The organism is Rossellomorea sp. NRS-1567 (assembly GCF_050467885.1).
Classification (GTDB): Bacteria; Bacillota; Bacilli; order Bacillales; family Bacillaceae_B; genus Rossellomorea; species Rossellomorea aquimaris_C.
This window is the reverse complement of record NZ_JBITPL010000013.1, coordinates 32,090-51,402: the sequence shown is the minus strand read 5'-3', so window position 1 is coordinate 51,402 and position 19,313 is coordinate 32,090. Positions and strand designations below refer to the sequence as shown.

General features: G+C 42.4%; 20 protein-coding genes. 11 read left to right on the top strand and 9 right to left on the bottom strand.

What is annotated here, in order from left to right:
- Positions 1-126: 126 nt before the first annotated feature.
- Complete coding sequence (locus ACIFOD_RS07720; protein WP_428976239.1) at positions 127-414, bottom strand: spore morphogenesis/germination protein YwcE; 288 nt, start codon at positions 412-414, stop codon at positions 127-129.
- Positions 415-758: 344 nt separating this feature from the next.
- On the opposite strand from ACIFOD_RS07720, the gene ACIFOD_RS07715 reads away from it, so the two are divergent.
- Together ACIFOD_RS07715 and ACIFOD_RS07710 are read left to right on the top strand one after the other, a co-directional pair.
- Positions 759-2,087, top strand: coding sequence for a sodium-dependent transporter (locus ACIFOD_RS07715; protein ID WP_430314140.1), 1,329 nt, complete (start codon positions 759-761; stop codon positions 2,085-2,087).
- Positions 2,088-2,217: 130 nt separating this feature from the next.
- Positions 2,218-2,589 carry a helix-turn-helix domain-containing protein gene (locus tag ACIFOD_RS07710; RefSeq protein WP_430314139.1) on the top strand — a complete coding sequence of 124 codons (372 nt, stop codon included), beginning with the start codon at positions 2,218-2,220 and terminating at the stop codon, positions 2,587-2,589.
- Between the two features lie 180 nt (positions 2,590-2,769).
- Here ACIFOD_RS07710 and ACIFOD_RS07705 read toward each other — a convergent pair whose 3' ends face one another.
- Together ACIFOD_RS07705 and ACIFOD_RS07700 are read right to left on the bottom strand one after the other, a co-directional pair.
- Positions 2,770-3,939: an aminotransferase gene (locus ACIFOD_RS07705; RefSeq protein WP_430314138.1), complete on the bottom strand. Its 1,170-nt coding sequence runs from the start codon at positions 3,937-3,939 to the stop codon at positions 2,770-2,772.
- Positions 3,936-4,436, bottom strand: coding sequence for an Lrp/AsnC family transcriptional regulator (locus tag ACIFOD_RS07700; RefSeq protein WP_397554233.1), 501 nt, complete (start codon positions 4,434-4,436; stop codon positions 3,936-3,938). Before ACIFOD_RS07700 ends, ACIFOD_RS07705 begins: the two co-directional genes overlap by 4 nt.
- A 188-nt stretch (positions 4,437-4,624) precedes the next feature.
- Here ACIFOD_RS07700 and ACIFOD_RS07695 point away from each other — a divergent pair, with 188 nt between their 5' ends.
- Positions 4,625-5,533, top strand: a complete 909-nt coding sequence (locus tag ACIFOD_RS07695) for an alpha/beta fold hydrolase (RefSeq protein ID WP_430314137.1) — start codon at positions 4,625-4,627, stop codon at positions 5,531-5,533.
- 183 nt (positions 5,534-5,716) lie between these two features.
- Complete coding sequence (locus ACIFOD_RS07690) at positions 5,717-6,880, top strand: MalY/PatB family protein (RefSeq protein ID WP_430314136.1); 1,164 nt, start codon at positions 5,717-5,719, stop codon at positions 6,878-6,880.
- A gap of 111 nt (positions 6,881-6,991) precedes the next feature.
- Here the strand turns inward: ACIFOD_RS07690 and ACIFOD_RS07685 are convergent, their stop codons facing one another.
- From ACIFOD_RS07685 to ACIFOD_RS07675, 3 genes are all read right to left on the bottom strand, one after another.
- Positions 6,992-7,522 carry a superoxide dismutase family protein gene (locus ACIFOD_RS07685; protein WP_430314135.1) on the bottom strand — a complete coding sequence of 177 codons (531 nt, stop codon included), beginning with the start codon at positions 7,520-7,522 and terminating at the stop codon, positions 6,992-6,994.
- A 160-nt stretch (positions 7,523-7,682) separates the two neighbouring features.
- Positions 7,683-7,886 carry a hypothetical protein gene (locus tag ACIFOD_RS07680; RefSeq protein WP_428976232.1) on the bottom strand — a complete coding sequence of 68 codons (204 nt, stop codon included), beginning with the start codon at positions 7,884-7,886 and terminating at the stop codon, positions 7,683-7,685.
- Between the two features lie 214 nt (positions 7,887-8,100).
- A complete protein-coding gene (locus ACIFOD_RS07675) occupies positions 8,101-8,841 on the bottom strand; it encodes a peptidylprolyl isomerase (RefSeq protein ID WP_430314134.1) in 741 nt (246 codons plus the stop codon).
- 95 nt (positions 8,842-8,936) lie between these two features.
- Here ACIFOD_RS07675 and ACIFOD_RS07670 point away from each other — a divergent pair, with 95 nt between their 5' ends.
- Complete coding sequence (locus ACIFOD_RS07670; RefSeq protein ID WP_430314133.1) at positions 8,937-9,335, top strand: kinase-associated lipoprotein B; 399 nt, start codon at positions 8,937-8,939, stop codon at positions 9,333-9,335.
- Positions 9,336-9,380: 45 nt separating this feature from the next.
- On the opposite strand, the gene kapD is transcribed toward ACIFOD_RS07670, so the two are convergent.
- Positions 9,381-10,001 carry a 3'-5' exonuclease KapD gene (gene kapD / locus ACIFOD_RS07665; protein ID WP_428976229.1) on the bottom strand — a complete coding sequence of 207 codons (621 nt, stop codon included), beginning with the start codon at positions 9,999-10,001 and terminating at the stop codon, positions 9,381-9,383.
- Between the two features lie 253 nt (positions 10,002-10,254).
- On the opposite strand from kapD, the gene ACIFOD_RS07660 reads away from it, so the two are divergent.
- Together ACIFOD_RS07660 and ACIFOD_RS07655 are read left to right on the top strand one after the other, a co-directional pair.
- Positions 10,255-11,466 (top strand): MFS transporter, encoded by a 1,212-nt coding sequence (locus ACIFOD_RS07660; protein ID WP_430314178.1) that lies wholly within the window; start codon positions 10,255-10,257, stop codon positions 11,464-11,466.
- A gap of 55 nt (positions 11,467-11,521) precedes the next feature.
- Positions 11,522-13,330, top strand: coding sequence for a transglycosylase domain-containing protein (locus ACIFOD_RS07655; protein ID WP_430314132.1), 1,809 nt, complete (start codon positions 11,522-11,524; stop codon positions 13,328-13,330).
- A gap of 35 nt (positions 13,331-13,365) precedes the next feature.
- Here the strand turns inward: ACIFOD_RS07655 and ACIFOD_RS07650 are convergent, their stop codons facing one another.
- Positions 13,366-13,941, bottom strand: coding sequence for a DUF5366 family protein (locus ACIFOD_RS07650; protein ID WP_430314131.1), 576 nt, complete (start codon positions 13,939-13,941; stop codon positions 13,366-13,368).
- Between the two features lie 164 nt (positions 13,942-14,105).
- Positions 14,106-14,363 (bottom strand): hypothetical protein, encoded by a 258-nt coding sequence (locus tag ACIFOD_RS07645; RefSeq protein WP_397554223.1) that lies wholly within the window; start codon positions 14,361-14,363, stop codon positions 14,106-14,108.
- 303 nt (positions 14,364-14,666) lie between these two features.
- Between ACIFOD_RS07645 and ACIFOD_RS07640 the strand changes: the two genes are divergently transcribed.
- From ACIFOD_RS07640 to ACIFOD_RS07625, 4 genes are read left to right on the top strand one after another with little or no spacing between them, the layout of a single operon-like run.
- Positions 14,667-17,072, top strand: coding sequence for a Na+/H+ antiporter subunit A (locus ACIFOD_RS07640; protein WP_430314130.1), 2,406 nt, complete (start codon positions 14,667-14,669; stop codon positions 17,070-17,072).
- Positions 17,069-17,497 (top strand): Na(+)/H(+) antiporter subunit B, encoded by a 429-nt coding sequence (locus ACIFOD_RS07635; RefSeq protein ID WP_324745210.1) that lies wholly within the window; start codon positions 17,069-17,071, stop codon positions 17,495-17,497. The genes ACIFOD_RS07640 and ACIFOD_RS07635 overlap by 4 nt, the downstream gene beginning before the upstream one ends.
- On the top strand, positions 17,497-17,838 hold the full coding sequence (locus ACIFOD_RS07630) for a Na(+)/H(+) antiporter subunit C (RefSeq protein WP_044338125.1): 342 nt from the start codon (positions 17,497-17,499) through the stop codon (positions 17,836-17,838). Before ACIFOD_RS07635 ends, ACIFOD_RS07630 begins: the two co-directional genes overlap by 1 nt.
- Entirely contained in the window at positions 17,831-19,312 is a 1,482-nt protein-coding gene (locus ACIFOD_RS07625) for a Na+/H+ antiporter subunit D (protein ID WP_430314129.1), read from the top strand. Before ACIFOD_RS07630 ends, ACIFOD_RS07625 begins: the two co-directional genes overlap by 8 nt.
- The last annotated feature ends 1 nt before the right edge of the window (position 19,313 follow it).

Here is a 19,313-nt window from a genome sequence, read left to right as displayed (position 1 = left end):
TTCTCTTTGAAGCTCTCATTTATGTAACGATTATGAAGTGGATTATGTTTCATTTATTTACAATTGAATCCATTCTTTTAAAATTGACCACAAAAAAAAGCCTGATCCAATGAACATCGGATCAGACTATAGATTCTTGATGGTGATTGCTTTTTTCTTTTTCTGCTTTTGGATGAACGGCAAGGCATATAACATGAAGGCTGCAATGTGGGCGAATGCAAGGTTTGCAACAAACAGGCTCCACAGCGTCACATGTCCCCATCCTCCAAGCTCCGGAACGGCTACGTAATAAATAAACGCTGCCCATAAGGCTATAACAAATGGGATATGAAGAACCGCCCATTTACGATGTTCTACCCAAAGAAATAACGGAGTAGCGGTGGCGATAAAAAGATAAACAAGAAATACATCCATACTAAATCCCTCCAATCCGGTAGTAAACGCTTTCAATTATGGCGAAAAAAAAAATAATTTGTGAACGTTTTGTTACAATTAGTATACTACATTTTAGAGAAATTTCCAGCCCATTCATCATGTTTTTAACTACTTTTCTAGAAATTAGGTTAATTGTAATGTTTTCAAACGTTTTCACACATAATAAATGGAAATACATGTGGCCATATTGTTCGCTAACACTTATTTGATGGCATTCACCCCCATATTTCTTATATATTGAAAATTTAAAAATCCGGTGTACAGAGGGTGTAAAACATAGTACGATTGAAAAATCTTATTTTTTCGAAAGGAGGATCTTAATTTTGGCCAAAAAAGAACAATGGACTTCTAAGATTGGATTCATTCTGGCGGCTGCCGGTTCTGCTATAGGGCTCGGTGCCATTTGGAAATTCCCTTATATGGCAGGTGCAAATGGAGGGGGTGTCTTCTTCTTACTCTTTATCCTTTTCACCGTTTTGATCGGTGCCCCCATTCTCCTCGCAGAGTTTGTCATCGGAAGACGGGCGGGAGCCGACGCCGTTACTTCCTACAAAAAGTTGGCGCCTCATTCTTATTGGCATTGGATCGGCTATTTAGGAACGGTTGTTTCTTTTATCATATTATCCTTTTACAGTGTTGTGGGCGGATGGATCCTTTCTTATTTGGCCCGGAGTGTGACGGGCTCTTTAATCGGGAAAACTCAAGAGGGGTACGGAGCCTTATTCGAAAGCATCATTGCCAATCCAAAAGAAGTGCTGATTGCACAGTTCATTTTTATTGTCATCACAATCCTTGTCGTACAAGGCGGGATCCAAAAAGGGATTGAACGGGCAAGTCGTTATATGATGCCGGCATTATTTATTTTATTTATTATTTTAGTGATCAGGTCCCTTACCTTGGAAGGTGCGATGGAGGGTGTCCGCTTCCTGTTATTGCCTGACTGGAGCTATTTGAATGGAGAAACGGTATTACTTGCGTTAGGACAAGCGTTCTTTGCACTTACGGTCGGACTTTCTGTCATGGTGACGTATGCATCTTATCTTTCAAAAGAGGACAGCATGCCAAGATCCGCCATCAGTGTATCGGGGTTAAATATCTTTATCTCATTATTGGCAGGATTGGTCATTTTCCCTGCTGTGTACGCCCTTGGTTTCCAACCGGATGAAGGACCGGGAATTGCCTTTGTCGTTCTGCCAGCCGTGTTTAATGAAATTGCATTCGGTGGCATTTTCTTAACAGTGTTCCTGATTTTACTATTGTTTGCAACCCTGACTTCGGCTTTCTCCATACTTGAAATTGGAGTCGCAGCCCTGTCAAAAGGGAATCAATCTAAACGTAAGCCATTTACATGGTTGATCGGAATACTGGTTTTCTTTGCAGGGATTCCAAGCGCCCTTTCATTTGGAGTATTCGGTGATTTCCTCATCCAAGGAAAGAACTTCTTTGACTTTGCAGATTATATAACGAGTAATTTCGGATTGCCGATCGGTGCATTATTAATAAGCATATTTGTATCTTATAGACTGAAACGGGAAGACGTATGGAACGAACTTAAATCAGGATCTTCCATATCACCGGCATTATTCAACAGCTGGATCTTCCTTCTCCGCTATATCGTACCAGTAGCCATTCTACTTGTATTTTTAACCTGAATGAGAGGTCCGTCCCTGGAGGCGGGCTTTTTATTTTTAACATTTTGTTCACGAGAATGCGGGCTATTTTTTTCCAAATGATGATAAACTATAGATATAAGGAAGGTATTCTATGGGGAGGGACTTTAGCATGTCACACTTTGGTGAGAATTTAAAACGGGTACGCGAAGAGCGTAAACTATCTCAACAGGAGCTTGCTTTAAGGGCCAGATTAGGCACAAAAACGATTGAAAAGTATGAATCCGATCTACAGATTCCTGATACACAAACGATACTTAAGCTGTCAACTGTACTTGATATACCCGCTTCTGAACTGATGGAACGGGAAGTGAAAGATCATCCTTCAACAGGCGTTGACGCTGAAATGGAACAGCTGATCAAAGAATTGGGGCCAAAACGAACAAAGCTGATCCTCCGCAAGGCGAAGGAATTCTCTGAAGAAGATTTCCTGCGTGTGATGCAAATGTTGTATGATCTGAAATATGAGAAGAGCGAAACCTGAAAAATTTTATTAAATGATGTATAGATAGTGAAAAAAGGGTTCATACTGAAAATAAGCTTTCTAAGTATTCCCCCTTTTGTTTTCATTTGTCGGACGATATTTTATCGTCCTATTTTTTTTGCCAAAATAAAAAAGGGGCCAGGCACAATTGTGTTCTTTTGTGCCTGGCACCCTCATTTCCTAACTGTGATTCTCAACAAAACGCTTCATCCGTTTCACGGCTTCCTGCAGCTGCTCCATACTGGAGGCATAAGAACAACGAATATATCCTTCTCCCCCTTTACCGAACACATTACCGGGTACGACCGCAACTTTCTCTTCCATAAGAAGCTTTTCTGCGAATTCCTCTGAAGTCATTCCCGTTTTTTTAATGGAAGGAAAGGCATAGAATGCTCCTCCCGGGGTATGGCAGGTTAATCCGAACTCATTGAGGGAGTCAACAAAATAGTGTCGTCGCTGACGATAGCTTCGCTTCATTTCCATCACATCATCCATCCCTTTATCGAGTGCCTCCACCGCAGCATGCTGAGCAGGGGTGGACGCACACATCATGGCGTATTGATGAATTTTAAGTAAGGATGAAGCGATCTCTTCAGGAGCACAAATAAACCCCAGTCTCCAGCCCGTCATGGCAAATCCTTTTGAGAAACCATTGATTACGATGGTTCTTTTTCTCATGTCCTGTAAAGAAGCAATGGAAACGTGGCGATGATCATAAGCAAGCTCAGAGTATATCTCATCTGATAGGACAACTAGATCATGCTTCCGAATCACCTCTGCTAATTCTTCCAGGTTCTCTCTTTCAAGGACCGTCCCCGTTGGATTATTGGGCGAACAAAGTAAGACGGCTTTTGTACGGGGAGTGATGGCTGCTTCTAGTTCTTCGGCTGTGACTTTGAAGTCATTTTCCGCCTTGGTTCCGACCGTAACGGCTACTCCACCTGCCAATTGAACAAGGGGTACATAGGAAACAAAGCCAGGTTCCACCACAATGACCTCATCTCCCTGGTCAATGATTGCACGCATACTGATATCAAGGGCTTGAGAGGCACCGACTGTCACAATGATCTCATCTTTAGGATCGTAGTCTACGGAGTAGCCCTCTTTCATATACGCGGCAATCTTCTCCCTCAGCTCCAATAGGCCAGCGTTCGCTGTATAGGAGGTATAGCCTTGCTCCAAGGAAAGAATAGCGGCTTCCCGCACCGTCCAGGAGGTAATGAAATCCGGTTCCCCGACCCCGAGCGATATGACCCCTTCCATATTTGCTGCCAAATCAAAGAATTTCCGGATACCGGAAGGCTTTAAGTTCTTCACAGATTGAGATATGTAAGATGTCTTAGTCTTCATGGAGACACCACAATTCGTTTATCTTCACCATGATCACCAAAAATGGTGCCATCATGTTTGTATTTCTTCAATTGAAAATGAGTTGTTGTAGATAAAACGGAATCCAGAGTAGACAGCTTTTCAGAAACGAACGTTGCTACTTCATGCATGGTTCGGCCCTCCACCGTTACAGAAAGGTCGTATGCCCCGGACATTAGATAAACGCTTTTCACTTCTTTGTAACGATAAATACGATGGGCCACTTCATCGAATCCCACTCCCCTTTTCGGAGCGACTTTCACATCGATCATCGCCGTTACCCCTTCATGACCTTCTACTTTGGACCAATCCACAACGGAACTGTATCTGACAAGAACATTGTCTTTTTCAAGCTTTTCGATCGCATTCTCTATTTCCTCTGTTGTTACTTGAAGCATTTTCGCTATATTCTCTGTGGAAATCCTGGCATCCTTTTGTAAAATCCTTACCAAATCAAGCTCCATTTCTCTTAGTTGCATTCTGCTTCCTCCTCATCACCACTAAATGATTTTATTATATCAGAAATCGCTGGGATCATCACTTTAAGTCTATTTTCCCCATTACCTCCATAATTACAATTGGATATGAAACAACTTTCGACTCGGGGTGTTAAATGCAGAAATAGGGGTAAAATATCTGTAAACTAAGTTGAGAGGAGTGACGAAGTATGCAAGAACAAGATTTTGCAAAGGTGGTACAGGTGAATGGTGCCAATGTTTACTTTGAACATCATCAGCATCCTGCAGCCACGGAAACCTTCGTCCTTCTTCATGGATTTCTATCATCAACCTTTAGCTTTAGACGTCTAACGCCTCTTTTGAAAGAAAATTATAATGTCATTTCCATCGATCTCCCACCCTTTGGGAACAGCGAGAAAAACAATCGATTCATCTATTCTTACGACAATCTGGCCAACACGGTTATCGCCTTATTAGACCACTTGAATGTTAGCAATGTCCACTTAACGGGCCATTCAATGGGTGGGCAGATCGCTCTGAACGTGATGAAAAAAGCACCTTCCCTAGTCGAAAAGGGTGTACTCCTGTGCAGTTCCGGCTATCTCAAGAAAATGAAGTGGCCTGTCACAATGCTAAGTCATATTCCTTTTTTCCATCTGTATGTCAAACTGTGGCTTACACGATCCGGGATACGGAATAATCTTGAAAATGTCGTACATGATTCAAACATGATTGATGATGAAATGATGTTCGGGTATTTGAAGCCATTTCTTGAGGATGATATTTTCAAGGCATTGACGAGGATGATTCGAGATCGTGAAGGGGATTTAACGGTAAGCGATTTGCGCAACATTCAAACACCTTGCCTTCTTGTCTGGGGAGAACATGACAGAGTGGTCCCCTTATCCACGGGGCATAAGCTTGAACAGGATATCCCGAACTCAAGGCTCGTGATTTTAGAAGAAACCGGCCACCTCGTTCCTGAAGAGAAGCCTGAAGAAGTATTGGAACACATTCAGCAATTTGTATCCGCCCCTCTGGAAGGAATTACAGAGGACTCTCAGACACAGTCGCTATACAAAAAAGGACTTTCCCAAACGCTCATATCTGAAACGTAGGGAGAAGTCCCTTTTTTATGTTGATATTTAAATCGAACACGATCCGCTATTTTTGATTTGAATCAGCTTGTATTACCTATATTTCTGTTAAAAAGGAAAAACGATAAACAAATAATTTTCATCTTTTTCGATTACATCATATGATTACATTAACCAATACATATTTAGAAAGGGGACAAATTCGTGAGTAAATTTGAAGAAATCATCAACCGAAAAGGGTCATCCTCCGTTAAGTGGGACCTGACGAAGACGGTGTTTGGGAGAGACGATGTTCTGCCCATGTGGGTGGCAGATATGGATTTCCTTCCGCCACAAAATGTGTTGGATGCCCTGCAGGATCGACTGAAACACGGGATATTTGGTTACACCTTTGTTGGGGATGAAACGACACAAAGCATTAAGGAATGGCTCCAAAAACGTCACGGGTGGGAAATTGAGAAAACGTGGCTCCAATACAGTCCAGGAGTCGTACCGGCGATTTCCACCGTTATTCAGGCACTTACTGTTCCGGGAGATAAAGTGCTCGTACAATCCCCTGTCTATACACCCTTTTTCAGCCTGGTGGAGGACAATGACCGGGAAATTGTCAATGCTCAACTGGATTATGATGACGGAAGCTATTCTATCGATTTTAGTGCGTTTGAGGAATCTTTAAAATCTGGTGTGAAGCTCTTCTTATTATGTAATCCACATAATCCGAGCGGTCGTGTATGGAGGAAAGATGAGCTAATGAAAATAGCTGAATTATGCCATCGGTACAATGTCGTGATCGTGTCGGATGAAATTCATTCAGATCTGGTTTATGAAACTCATACCCATATTCCACTGGCATCTCTTAATGACTCGTTCAGAGATATCACGATCACGTGCATCGCACCAAGCAAAACCTTCAACCTTGCAGGATTACAGGCTTCAGCCATGATCACTCCCAATCCGGATCTCCGGGAAAAAATCGCCGCAATTCATAAAAAACAGGGCTTCTTTACTCTCAATACGTTTGGGATTGTCGGAATGGAAGCAGCCTATCGCTTTGGCGGGGCATGGCTGGAAGAAATACTTGCGTACCTGCAGGAAAACGTGAAAGTCACGAAGGAATTCATTGGACAGCACCTGCCTGATGTCCAATTGGTGGACCCTGAAGGAACCTATTTGCTCTGGATAGATTGTACAAAGATGGAACTCTCTGATGAAGAGCTGAAGGAACGCCTATTGGACAAAGGAAAACTCGCATTGGAACCCGGAACGAAATACGGACCAGGCGGGGAAGGCTTTGTACGTATGAATATTGCCTGTCCACGAGAGACGTTGATGGATGGGTTGGAAAGATTGCGAAAAGCTTTGGGCTAATCGAGGGGTTTATTTTCAACTTCTGCACTATTATTTTCAACTTTTTTGTACCTGGTACATTTCAAGTCATTTGTACCAGGTACGAACTTTGTTGCAAACCCACGCCTTATTCTACTTCTTCTTATCACTTACAATTTCCCCGCAAGCAATACGTTTACCGGAATCGCCTGAAGGCTGGGTCATTCCATCGTCTTTGTTTTCATCAATGATCAAAGAAGTCCCCTCTTTAGTGAAAAGGGACGTCTTCCCTTTCGTCAAGGTGACACCACCTGCCATCAGCTTGACTTTTGCTATGCCATCATCCTCAACGATAATGTTAGGAAGATCTCCTCCATGTGATCCCTCAGGATGAAGAAGTCCATGTTTTTTATCATCAGGATTGAAGTGATTCCCTGCAGATACAAAATCGGGTCGTTCACATACTCCTTTTTCGTGGATGTGAATCCCATGTTCACCAGGCGGCAAACCTTCTAGGTCCAATCCGACTTCCACTCCATCTGATTTCTCTTGCAGGGTGGCTTTTCCAAGTGAATCCCCGTTCTCATTTTTTATATCCACTTCAACCTTTTTCGGGTTTTCAATGGCACATGCCCCAAGTACTACACTCATCATGATCATATATAATAGGGATATTTTTTTCATTTCGCACTTCCTCCAAATCTGCATACTCTTTCACCATTGTTGACGTTGAGGTAGAAAAGTATTCCCTATTTTCACGAAAAACCACTGCAGATCTGGTGAAGCGCGTTGTATGAACACAACAAAAAAACACGCCCATACATTTAAGCGTGTTCCACTCTTTTTATTCTCTTTCCCTTTTATGCTGCCCCGCTTCCTCTTCCATCTTCTTCGTTTTCAATTCTTCACGTTTTGAAACCTTTATAATTAAACGGAACGTCAATAAGGCAGCTATTAAGAAGATGGCCATCGTAATGCTTGCAGGGATATATTCCGACTTATCTTCAGGAAAGTATAGAAATAAATTTAATACATAAGAAGAAAGCATCGTAAGCTCCTTTCAAAAAACAAACTCTTCGTCTATTATACCAACACTGTAAAGGACAAACCAACTTGAAATCCCCACGTTTTTAACGATTTAATGAACAGGCTCTGAAACATTCCTCGACAATTTCCGAGGAAATATTCGTTTACCCTTTTAGAGCCTTCATCCCAAAAAAAGAGCCCTAAACCCCCAATTTGGGTTTATAGCTCTCTCACTACTATTTTACAACCTTAATAGTTTCAATCACAATATCTTCTTTTGGAAGATCGTTCTCACCAACTTCTACATCGGCCATTTCATCGACGATGTCCATTCCTTCAACCACTTGTCCAAAGACCGTATGTTTTTGGTCTAGCCAAGGGGTTCCACCATTCTTCATATAAGCTTCGGTGATTTCTGCAGGGAAACCAGCTGACTTCATTTGCTCTTCAAATTGTGGATCGATGTCATCCTTTTGTACGATGAAGAATTGACTTCCATTCGAATCCGGTCCGGCATTGGCCATGGACAGGGCTCCACGAAGGTTGAATAATTCAGGTGAAAGTTCATCTTCAAAGGACTCACCATATATACTTTCTCCACCCGTGCCGTTTCCATTCGGGTCTCCCCCCTGGATCATGAAGTCTTTGATCACGCGATGGAATTTAAGTCCGTCATAATAGCCGTTTTCACTATGAGTGATAAAGTTTTCAACGGTTTTAGGTGCCTGCTCAGGGAAAAGCTTGATTTTAATCGTCCCCATCGAGGTTTTCATTTCTACTAATTTTTCGTTTTCAGCAACTTCTGTTGTAAGCTGAGGGTAAGTCATTGTGTCATCTCCTTTGGATTCTTCTGCCGTATTCTTCTTTTCTTCTGTTTGTTGCGTTCCTTCTTTAGCCGAATCTTCCTTCTCTGTTTGTCCACAAGAGGCAAGTACTAAACCTAATAAACACAGGATCACGATCATCAGACGCTTCATATATGTACCTCCACATGTTACCTTTATAGTAGTTCTTTCACCATTCATTCCGCTTTCATTATAATAAAGATTGAAGGATTAGAGGAGGTTTTTTTATGAAAAACATACAAATTGGTGATTATGTCACAGCATTTTATAAAACGGGCAAGTATATCGGGGAAGTGACCGGAGAGCGTCCAGGTGCCTACGTGGTGAAGATTCTCTCCGTCGTGAAGCATCCACGGCAAGGTGATTTACATAATCCCCAGGAAGTGGACGTTCCTCTGTTTCACGAACGAAAAGCCCTTGCACACCGCGAGCAGGCGAATATGCCGGAGAAGATGGTGAAGCCGTATGACGGGAACATTCCAGATTATAATGAATCACTGGTCTCTGCGTACCTTACACTGAAGAAAGAACTGGAAGAAAATCCAACCCCTCACGCCCAAAAGAGCCTTGAAACGCTCCAATCGATCCAAAGAGAATACGAACTGATGTATAGCCTGTCATTTTAAACAGAGAAGAGGGACGGACCTTAGGAAGGTCCGTCCCTCTTCTCGTTAGGCAAGCTGATTGTAAAATTTGGACAGGTCTATTCTTTCCCCGATAGTGGTTGGTTCAGCTTTATCAAGGTATTTTTTGTCTTTTTCGACCAGGTTGTAGATATGGTGGGTGGTGAGGGCATCATCTAAAGCTTTATGATGCTTTCCGACTCCTTCCCTCCCGTATTCCTGGACTGCTTTCCATAGCCCCGTTTGATTTTGATCACCAAAGAATCGTTTGTATTCCATGGACAAGTCGACGAATTGAGCTTGGAAAGGAAATGGAATGCCGGACTGTGCACAGTTATCACGCAGTACCTTCATATCCATGTTTCCCCACGTCACTACTTTGTCGATCCCTCGTGCATTCAACCCGGAAAAATAGTCAATCAAACATTGAAATGAGATTCCCGAATCGACTTCCTGCTGGTTAATCGATAAGAACCGTTTACAGCGGTTGGTCAGTTTGGGAAACGCAGTCGGTTTCACATAAGATGAAAACGAATTGGACACTTTCCCTTTCTCAACCACCACGACACCGGCTTCAATAATCTCAGGAAAAAAACCTTTGGGGACTCTATGTCGTTCCGGCATAGAAAACTCAAAATCTATGAACACAAGCTGTTCCGCTTTCGCCACTATACTCCCTCCTCAAAATCTAGATAAGACCCCAATTTATATATAATAAAAAAATTCATACTAAAAATAAAATTGGTACTTACTCCAATTTCCCACACTTCTTATTCTTACATTATATCATGATGAACCTTTAAATTATGACTAATTCCCGGTTTTCCCCGTGAATAAATGTTATTGGGTGGACTGGAGTCTCCATCTTTAATAAAATGAATATTTAGGTATACGAAATAAATTCATACAGAAGGTGTTAACCATTTCAATCAAAAAAAAGAATTTGACGATTATGTTCATGGCCAATTTCCTGGTTGCGGCCAGTGCGACGATGGTTTTGCCGTTTTTGTCTCTTTATATTGAAACCTTTGGTACGTACAGTCATGAATACGTTCAACGCTGGTCAGGATTTGTGTTCGGGGTTACATTCTTAACGGCTTTCTTTATTTCTCCTTTATGGGGACGGATCGGAGACCGCTTCGGCTATAAACCGATCCTTCTTATTACAGGGTACGGAATTGCCACGTCGATTTTTCTAATGGGCTTTATGGATTCCGTTTGGGGGCTTTTCGTCCTTCGCATGATCATGGGTGCGGTGACAGGTTTCATTCCCACTTCGATGGCCCTTATTTCCGCTCAGACTCCAAAGGAAGAAGCAGGACGTACGCTTGGCACCCTGCAAATGGGAACTGTTTCAGGGGGGCTATTCGGTCCAGTCATCGGTGGGTTACTCGCTGATAATGTAGGGTTTTCCTACACATTCATTTTCACCTCCATTGCCATTGCCATAGCAGCTACCGTTGTTTTACTTGGCATTGACGAGCAACGGAGCAAAGAGCAACGGAATCAACGAAACAAGTATTCAAGTATTGAAGTGCTGCAGCATATTTTCAGTCACAAATTATTAGTGACCGTTCTCTTACTGTCATTCCTTATTCAAGTAGCAAACTTCAGCATTCAGCCTCTTCTCGCCCTCTATGTAGATGAGCTTACCTCTTCTGCGAATCTGGCATTTTTGGCTGGAATTGCTTTCTCTGCTACCGGATTTGGTAATTTACTTGCGACGAGACGATGGGGCCAGCTGGGTGATGAAATTGGTTATGAAAAAGTTTTATCGATCCTTCTTGTTCTGGCCTCCTTTTTCATTGTGCCCCAAGCGCTGGCTGTAGAACTGTGGCAGCTTGTCCTGTTCCGATTCTTATTCGGCATCGCGATCGGAGGAATGATTCCGTGTGTGACCGCTTATATCCGTCAGGAAGCTCCATTAAGTATGCAAGGGGAAGTGCTCGGGTATAATCAAAGCTTTCGTTTTCTCGGGAACGTGGTCGGCCCTGCTTTTGGCGGGATCGTGTCAGGATATATTGGTATTTCTTCCGTTTTTTATATAACAGGTGCTTTATTCTTAGGCGCATTTGGATTATTATGGTGGAGTATGCGTCATTCTGAAACAACGAGCCATGTGAAAGATTACTAGAAAAGTAGAGTGAGAAATGAGAGTTTTCGCAGGTTATATAACGGTTATAAGTTTTATGCTCATCTTTTTTACCACATTATTTTTTGCGACGGATGAATGGAACAAAGTACAAAGCTTTCAAAATGAATTAGAACACTCGGTAAGTACGGATACCTTAAATCTCAATCGCACCAGCTTACTGCTGGATCAGAACGGGAAAGTGTTTTCCGAAGTGAATCGTCCATTCCGGTTATATATTTCGGATGAACAGATTCCCCCTTTTATGAAGGACATTCTTGTCGCTTCAGAGGATCAGCATTTTTATGAGCATGTCGGATTCGATGCCGGAGCGATTCTTCGGGCTGTCGTGAAAAACCTGGTGTTCACCCACATTCAACAGGGTGGGAGCACGATTACACAGCAGCTTGCAAGAAACCTGTATCTGGGGCAGGAAAAAACGTACAATCGTAAATTGACCGAGTTATTTTATGCCCATGAAATTGAAAAATCATTATCTAAAGATGAAATATTAGAGCTTTACCTCAATGTCATTTACTTCAGTAATGGAGTTTACGGAATTGAAACAGCGTCACAGTATTACTTTCAGAAGAGTGTGACGGAACTCAATCAGGCAGAGATGGCATTCATTGCATCGATTCCCAATAATCCGGGAAAATATGATCCCATCGATCATTTCGATCAAACGAAAGTTCGTCAGGAACGGCTTCTGGATATTCTCGTCAGTACGGCTAAGCTATCAAAAGAAGAAGCAGAAAAAATGAAAAAAGTACCGATTAGCTTAAACGTTCGCAAAAAGATCGATTTATATCCTGATTATGCTTTTTATGTGGAAAGTGAATTAAAAGAGCTGATTTCAATTCACGAAGGCTACAAAGTGGAACTGGCACATGCCTCCTCTCCAAAGGAAAAGGAGAAAGTGGCACAGAAGCTCGATGAACGTTTCCAGGAAGTGATTTCCTCAGGGGTTCACATTCAAACCGGACTGAACCCGGAGCTGCAACAAAAAAGTGTGAAGGCTTTAAATGAACAGCTTCAGCAAGAGTTACAAGGAGCCACTGTCACCATCGACAACAAGACAAGGACCATCTCGGCTATGACCGGGGGCAGGAACTACCAGAAATATAACTTCCATCACGCATTTCAAGCTTTCAGACAGCCTGGATCAGTGATTAAGCCACTTCTCGTTTATGGTCCATATATCGAGAGGTACCAGGCTTCCATCACTGAAAAGGTAAATGGGAACCGGTACTGTATCGGCGACTATTGCCCCATTAACTATGGAGGGGTTAATCCCGGAACCGTGACGTTAAAACAATCGCTGGCTCAATCGTATAACGCCCCTGCATTGCGCTTGATGGAAAAAGTGGGCATTGAAGAAGCCTTTAAATCCTTATCCTCTTTCTCATTTGAGAAGGTGATCAGCGAGGATCAAACCTATGCGTCGTCCGTAGGGGGATTCACCTATGGGATGAGCCCACTTGAAATGACCGATGCTTATACGTCCTTTATTGATGGGAAGTACCAGGAAAGTCATGCGATCATTCATGTGAAGGACAATAAAGGAAACATCCTATATCAATGGAAGAATAAGCCGAAGAAGGTTTGGTCCGCGGATACAACCTCTAAAATGAGAAAGATGCTGGAGGAAGCCGCTACTTCCGGAACTGGAAGAGCAGCTTATGTATCAAAGCCCTATGTTGGGATTAAGACAGGCACCACCAATAACTATCATGACTACTGGGTTATGGGAATGACCGATACCTTCACTACCGGTGTATGGGTCGGGCATGACATTCCCCGTAACATGAGTCAGATAGAACAGCAGCGACCAAGTCATAAGATTTGGAAGCAGATCATGGAATGACAAAGAGTCTGCAGCACGTGCTGCAGACTCTTTGTCTATAACTTCACCTTCGACATAACCGGCAAACTGGCCATCACGCCATTGTATAATTTCAAGCACACAAAGAATATCGTTAAAAATAAGGATGACCATGAAAACACCTGTAAACCCACGACTCCGAAGAGCCCCATTTTCGAGAGGGACGGACTTATTTTATATACAAAATAAATAAAATAAACGACAGAGCTCAAAGCAAAGATACTCAACAGCCCCAGGAAGGATTTCAGACTCAGAACTGACACCAGACCACCAATAAAATAAATCATCGAGCCTGTTCGAACACGGTTATACAATTCACCATCTGAATCCAAGGAGAAAAACAACATCGAAATACCATTGATCGTCTCCGCTATCAGCTTCAAAGCAGCAAATACCATAAAAAAAGCAACCATTAACAAGATCAAAATCGCGAGCTTTAATTGCATATCCGATAAAAATTCCCTCATTCCGGGATAGACACCAATTTTCTTAAAGATGTCTACGAATACTTCTACACCATACACGGAAAATGTAAGGCTAAATAATAATATTGAAAAAAGAGGCAAATAACTTGTTAAGTATGTATTTTTCACTAAAAACTCTCCCATAACGATTCTTCGACCACTCTCATCATAATCGTTTATGAGTATCTTGAAAAGGGTATAGAAACAGAAGGAACAGTGACTATTTGCCTATCACTTGTTTCACTGCAAGGATAAAAAGACCGCCCTTCTATGAGTGCAGAAAGGACAGTCATTTATTGCTGAGGATTGGAATGTGGTACGACTCGGATATATTCTCTCGATCCAAATGGTTGTCTTTGGCGAATGGGGTCTTTCGTTATTTCTTCTTCCACTTCTTCCGTTTCACCGTATTGAACAGGCCTGATGTTCATACTGGTCGGGTCTTCCATTTCGATCATGCCTCTATTAAACCGATCTTGTGATTCAATTAACCACGCAAAGCCAAAAAAAGTAAAGAATATGGTCGTAACCGCTACCGTTTTCTTTTTCATAACTTCACCACCTTATGGATAGGATTCTCCAATTTGACCGAAACTATTCTGTAATCGGTCGGATTGCCGGAAAAAAACCAACAAATTTCCGGGTGGTATTTTCCGTCTATCTACATATTTAATACTTCATGAACAATCTGATACGAATGGAATCCTGAGTAATGCACGCATTTATTTTTTACGTTATAATGCTCTTTGAGGTTCAGCTTCGGTCGAGGTTTTTGAAAGAAGATCCATATTTAAAAACAGGAAAGACATTAGACCATGCTTAGAATAAATAATTTCACATGAGGGGGGTTTTATATGACTTTGTTACACTGGGCTATTGTTTCGCCTTTTTTATTTGCCATACTCATTCCATTTCTTTATAAGGCATTTCGGAATGTACATACCGGTTGGTTCGTTTTGTTATTGCCAGTCGCCTTATTTACTTACTTTTTTCAATTCATCTCCATTACTAAGAATGGAGATACCGTCAAGGAAACCTTGGAGTGGATGCCGTCCTTTGGTATCAACTTCATCGCCTACGTTGACGGACTGGGATTACTGTTCGCCCTGCTTATCACAGGGATCGGTTCACTGGTTGTCCTGTACTCGATTTATTACTTAGATAAGAAGAAAGAACAGCTACATAACTTTTATGTATATTTAATGATGTTCATGGGAGCGATGTTAGGGGTTGTCCTATCGGATAACTTGATCGTTCTTTATATGTTCTGGGAATTCACATCCATTTCCTCGTTCTTATTGATCGGTTACTGGTATCACCGTGAGCGGTCAAGATATGGAGCCCAGAAATCCATGCTCATTACCGTCTTTGGTGGACTGAGCATGCTTGGGGGATTCTTACTTCTCTATCTGATGAGCGGGACCTTCAGCATCAGGGAATTAGTCATGCAATCCGATCAGCTGATGACAGAAGCACTTTTCCTTCCAGCATTACTTCTTGTCCTGTTGGGGGCTTTCACGAAGTCCGCTCAATTCCCGTTCCACATTTGGTTACCGGATGCCATGGAGGCACCGACACCGGTCAGTGCGTACCTGCATTCTGCCACAATGGTTAAAGCCGGAATTTACCTTGTTGCCCGCATGAGTCCTGTATTTGCTGAATCAAGTGTATGGCTGTGGCTTGTGGGTGGATTCGGTATCTTTACACTATTCTGGGGTTCCTTTAATGCGGTGAAACAAACAGACCTTAAAGGAATACTCGCATTTTCAACCGTCAGTCAACTTGGTCTTATCATGTCTTTATTGGGAGTCGGCGCGGCTGCTCTCCACTACAGTCAATTAGATGAAAATATTTATATGGTTGCTACCCTTGCTGCCGTTTTCCATTTGATCAATCACGCCACCTTCAAAGGAAGCTTGTTCATGGTGGTCGGAATTATTGATCATGAAACAGGAACAAGGGATATCCGTAAGCTTGGGGGGTTGATGAATTTCATGCCGATCACCTTCACCATTGCGATGATCGGAGCATTTTCCATGGCAGGACTTCCTCCATTCAATGGCTTCCTCAGTAAAGAAATGTTCTTTACCGGGATGGTAAGGGTCCTTGAAATGGATATATTCAACCTGGATACAGTGGGTATGATTTTCCCGATCCTTGCCTGGGTTGGTAGTGTGTTCACGTTTATTTACAGCATGATTCTGGTGTTTAAAACCTTTACCGGTAAGCATCAACCGGAGAAACTGGAAAAGAAACCACATGAAGCTCCACTTGGAATGCTGATTTCTCCCATTATCCTGGCTTCACTTGTGATTATTTTTGGTTTCTTTCCAAATATCCTGTCCGAACGTATTATCGCTCCGGCAGTAGCTTCCATTACTCCCAGCCTGATACAAGAAGGACATGCAGTCGAAACCCATATTTCATTCTGGCATGGTTTTACGCCTGAACTGTTTATGACCTTTGGAGTCATCCTATTTGGAATTCTGTTATATCTCCTACTTCCAAGATGGAGAAAAATATACTCTTGGATACCGGAACGTTTCACGTTGAATTCATTTTATGATGGTGGATTAATCGGAACCGAACGCGGAGCTTACAACTTTACAAAAGGCTATATGACAGGGTTTATCCGTACGTATCTCGTATATATTTTCTCCTTCTTAATTGCCGTATTACTGTTTAGTTTGTGGTTTAAAGGAGCATTTGCGATCAATACGGATGATTTGGCTCCGATTGGAGTCTATGAGGTGGCCATAGCGCTTTTACTTGTTATCAGCTCGGTTACCATCTTGTTTGCAAAATCCCGATTAACGTCCATCATTTCGCTGGGAGCTGCCGGATATACGGTTTCTCTATTCTTCGTATTATTCCGTGCTCCGGACCTTGCTCTGACACAGCTTGTGATCGAGACCGTGTCTGTTGCTCTATTCTTACTCTGCTTCTATCATCTGCCTCCATTAAGCAGGCATGAAGAACGAATGAGATTTAAGCTTGGAAATGCATTGATTGCGATAGGTGTGGGACTGGTCGTTACTTTATTTGCAATTTCTGCATACAGTACAAAACTTTCCGATTCGATTTCAAGCTATTACATCAAGAATGTGTATGAAGAAGCTGGCGGTAAGAACATGGTAAACGTTATCCTCGTTGACTTCCGTGGATTTGATACATTATTTGAAATTTGTGTATTGGCGATAGCCGCACTTGGTATTTTCTCCATGATTAAATTGCGTCTGACAAGGGGGAAAGAAGGATGAAAACAAAAACGAATGACGTCATCTTACAAACCGTAACGAACGTTGTCGCATTCATCATTATCCTGTTTTCTCTGAGACTTTTCTTCGCCGGGCACTATACCCCGGGTGGAGGCTTTATTGGAGGCTTGATGACTTCGGCAGCGATTGTATTACTGTTGTTGGCGTATGATATCAAAACAGTAGCTACTATCCTGCCGGTGGATTATAAAATCGTTACTGCGATTGGTTTACTCCTGGCAGTAGCAACTTCTGCGGGGGCACTTCTGTTTGATGTGCCTTTCCTGACTCATGCGTACGATTATTTCCATCTTCCACTGTTAGGAAAGACATCTCTGCATACAGCCGTCTTATTTGATACGGGAGTGTATCTGGTTGTGATCGGTGTCACGATGACCATTATTCAAACGATTGGGGTGAGCGAATAATGGAAATATTAATGGCCATTGTTGTCGGAATTCTTATTACGATCGCCGTTTACTTAATGTTATCCAAAAGCTTGCTCCGAATCATTATTGGAACAGCATTGTTGAGTCACGGCGCGCATCTTTTACTTCTTTCCATTAGTGGCCTAAAAGGAGGAGCTGCACCTCTTCTTGGAGAACACGCAAAATCTTATGTCGATCCGTTACCACAAGCATTGATTTTAACAGCGATTGTTATCAGCTTTGGAGTGACAGCTTTCTTCCTTGTTCTTGCTTATCGGGCATATCAAGAGCTTGGAACGGATAATATGGATCAGATGAGAGGAAACGAAGGAAATGACTAACTTATTAATATTACCTATTTTAATCCCGTTATTTACGGCGATTATCTTAATGTTTATCAGCAAATATGTGAAGGTACAACGAGGAATTTCAAGCCTATCGACTCTGGCTACCATTGCAGCATCCCTTGTACTCATCAACACCATCAATAATGATGGAATACAAACGATTAACTTAGGAAGCTGGGTGGCTCCCTTTGGGATTACACTCGTTTCTGATATGCTCTCTGCTCTACTGGTGACGACGACTAGCATCATCACATTGGTCGTGTTACTGTACTCCTTTAAGTCCATAGGGGCAGACAGAGAACGATTCTACTACTACCCTGTTGTTCAGTTCCTGTTGGTGGGAGTGAACGGGGCATTTACAACCGGGGATATCTTTAACCTCTTCGTCTTTTTCGAAGTGATGCTGATGAGTTCTTATGTACTATTAGTTCTCGGTGGAACAAAGGCTCAATTGCGTGAGGGGATCAAGTACATTCTCGTGAATGTCATCTCCTCTGCTTTATTCGTTATTACTGTCGCGTATTTATATTCTGTAGTCGGTACATTGAATATGGCAGATATTTCGAGAAAGATTGCTGAAGTAAATCAACCGGGAATACTTACCGCGATCGCTATCATGTTCCTGCTGGTCTTCGGATTAAAAGGAGCGATTTTCCCGCTTTACTTTTGGCTGCCTGGCTCTTATTATGCACCACCAACACCGGTGCTTGCTTTGTTCGGAGCCTTACTGACAAAAGTAGGGATCTATTCGATTCTACGTACGTATACATTATTTTTCTATCATGATACTGGGTTTACTCATGAAATCCTTAGCATGTTAGCCATCCTGACAATCATCCTTGGCTGTATCGGGGCCATCGCGTATTGGGATGTTAAAAAGATCATCATCTACAACATCATCATTGCAGTTGGTGTGATATTGTTCGGGGTGTCGACCATGAACCCTGAAGCATTAGAAGGGGCGGTTTACTATCTCGTTCATGACATGATTATTAAAGCGGCTCTGTTCCTCCTGGTCGGAGTGATGATTGCCATAACCGGGACAACCAACCTCAAGAAAATGGGCGGACTCATTAAAGAGTACCCGTGGCTCGGCTGGACGTTCCTCGTGGCAGCCTTCTCCTTGGCAGGGATCCCTCCTTTGAGTGGATTTATAGGGAAACTATTAATTCTAAGAGGAAGCTTTGCTGCAGAAGCCTATGTAGGTGCTGGTGTCATTCTGGCATCAAGTCTATTGGTACTGTATTCTGTTGTGAAAATATTCCTGAATGGTATATGGGGAACTCCGAAAGAATACAACGGAATTTCAAAAGGTCACGCTCGTTACTTATGGATGACTTCCGCAATACTCGTCTTGTTAGCTGTATGTTACGGCTTTGGTGCCGAGGCGGTCCGTCCTCTATTCTCACAAGCAGCAGAAGTACTGGTGAATCCGAATCTTTATATAGACGCAGTGTTAAAGGAGTAAT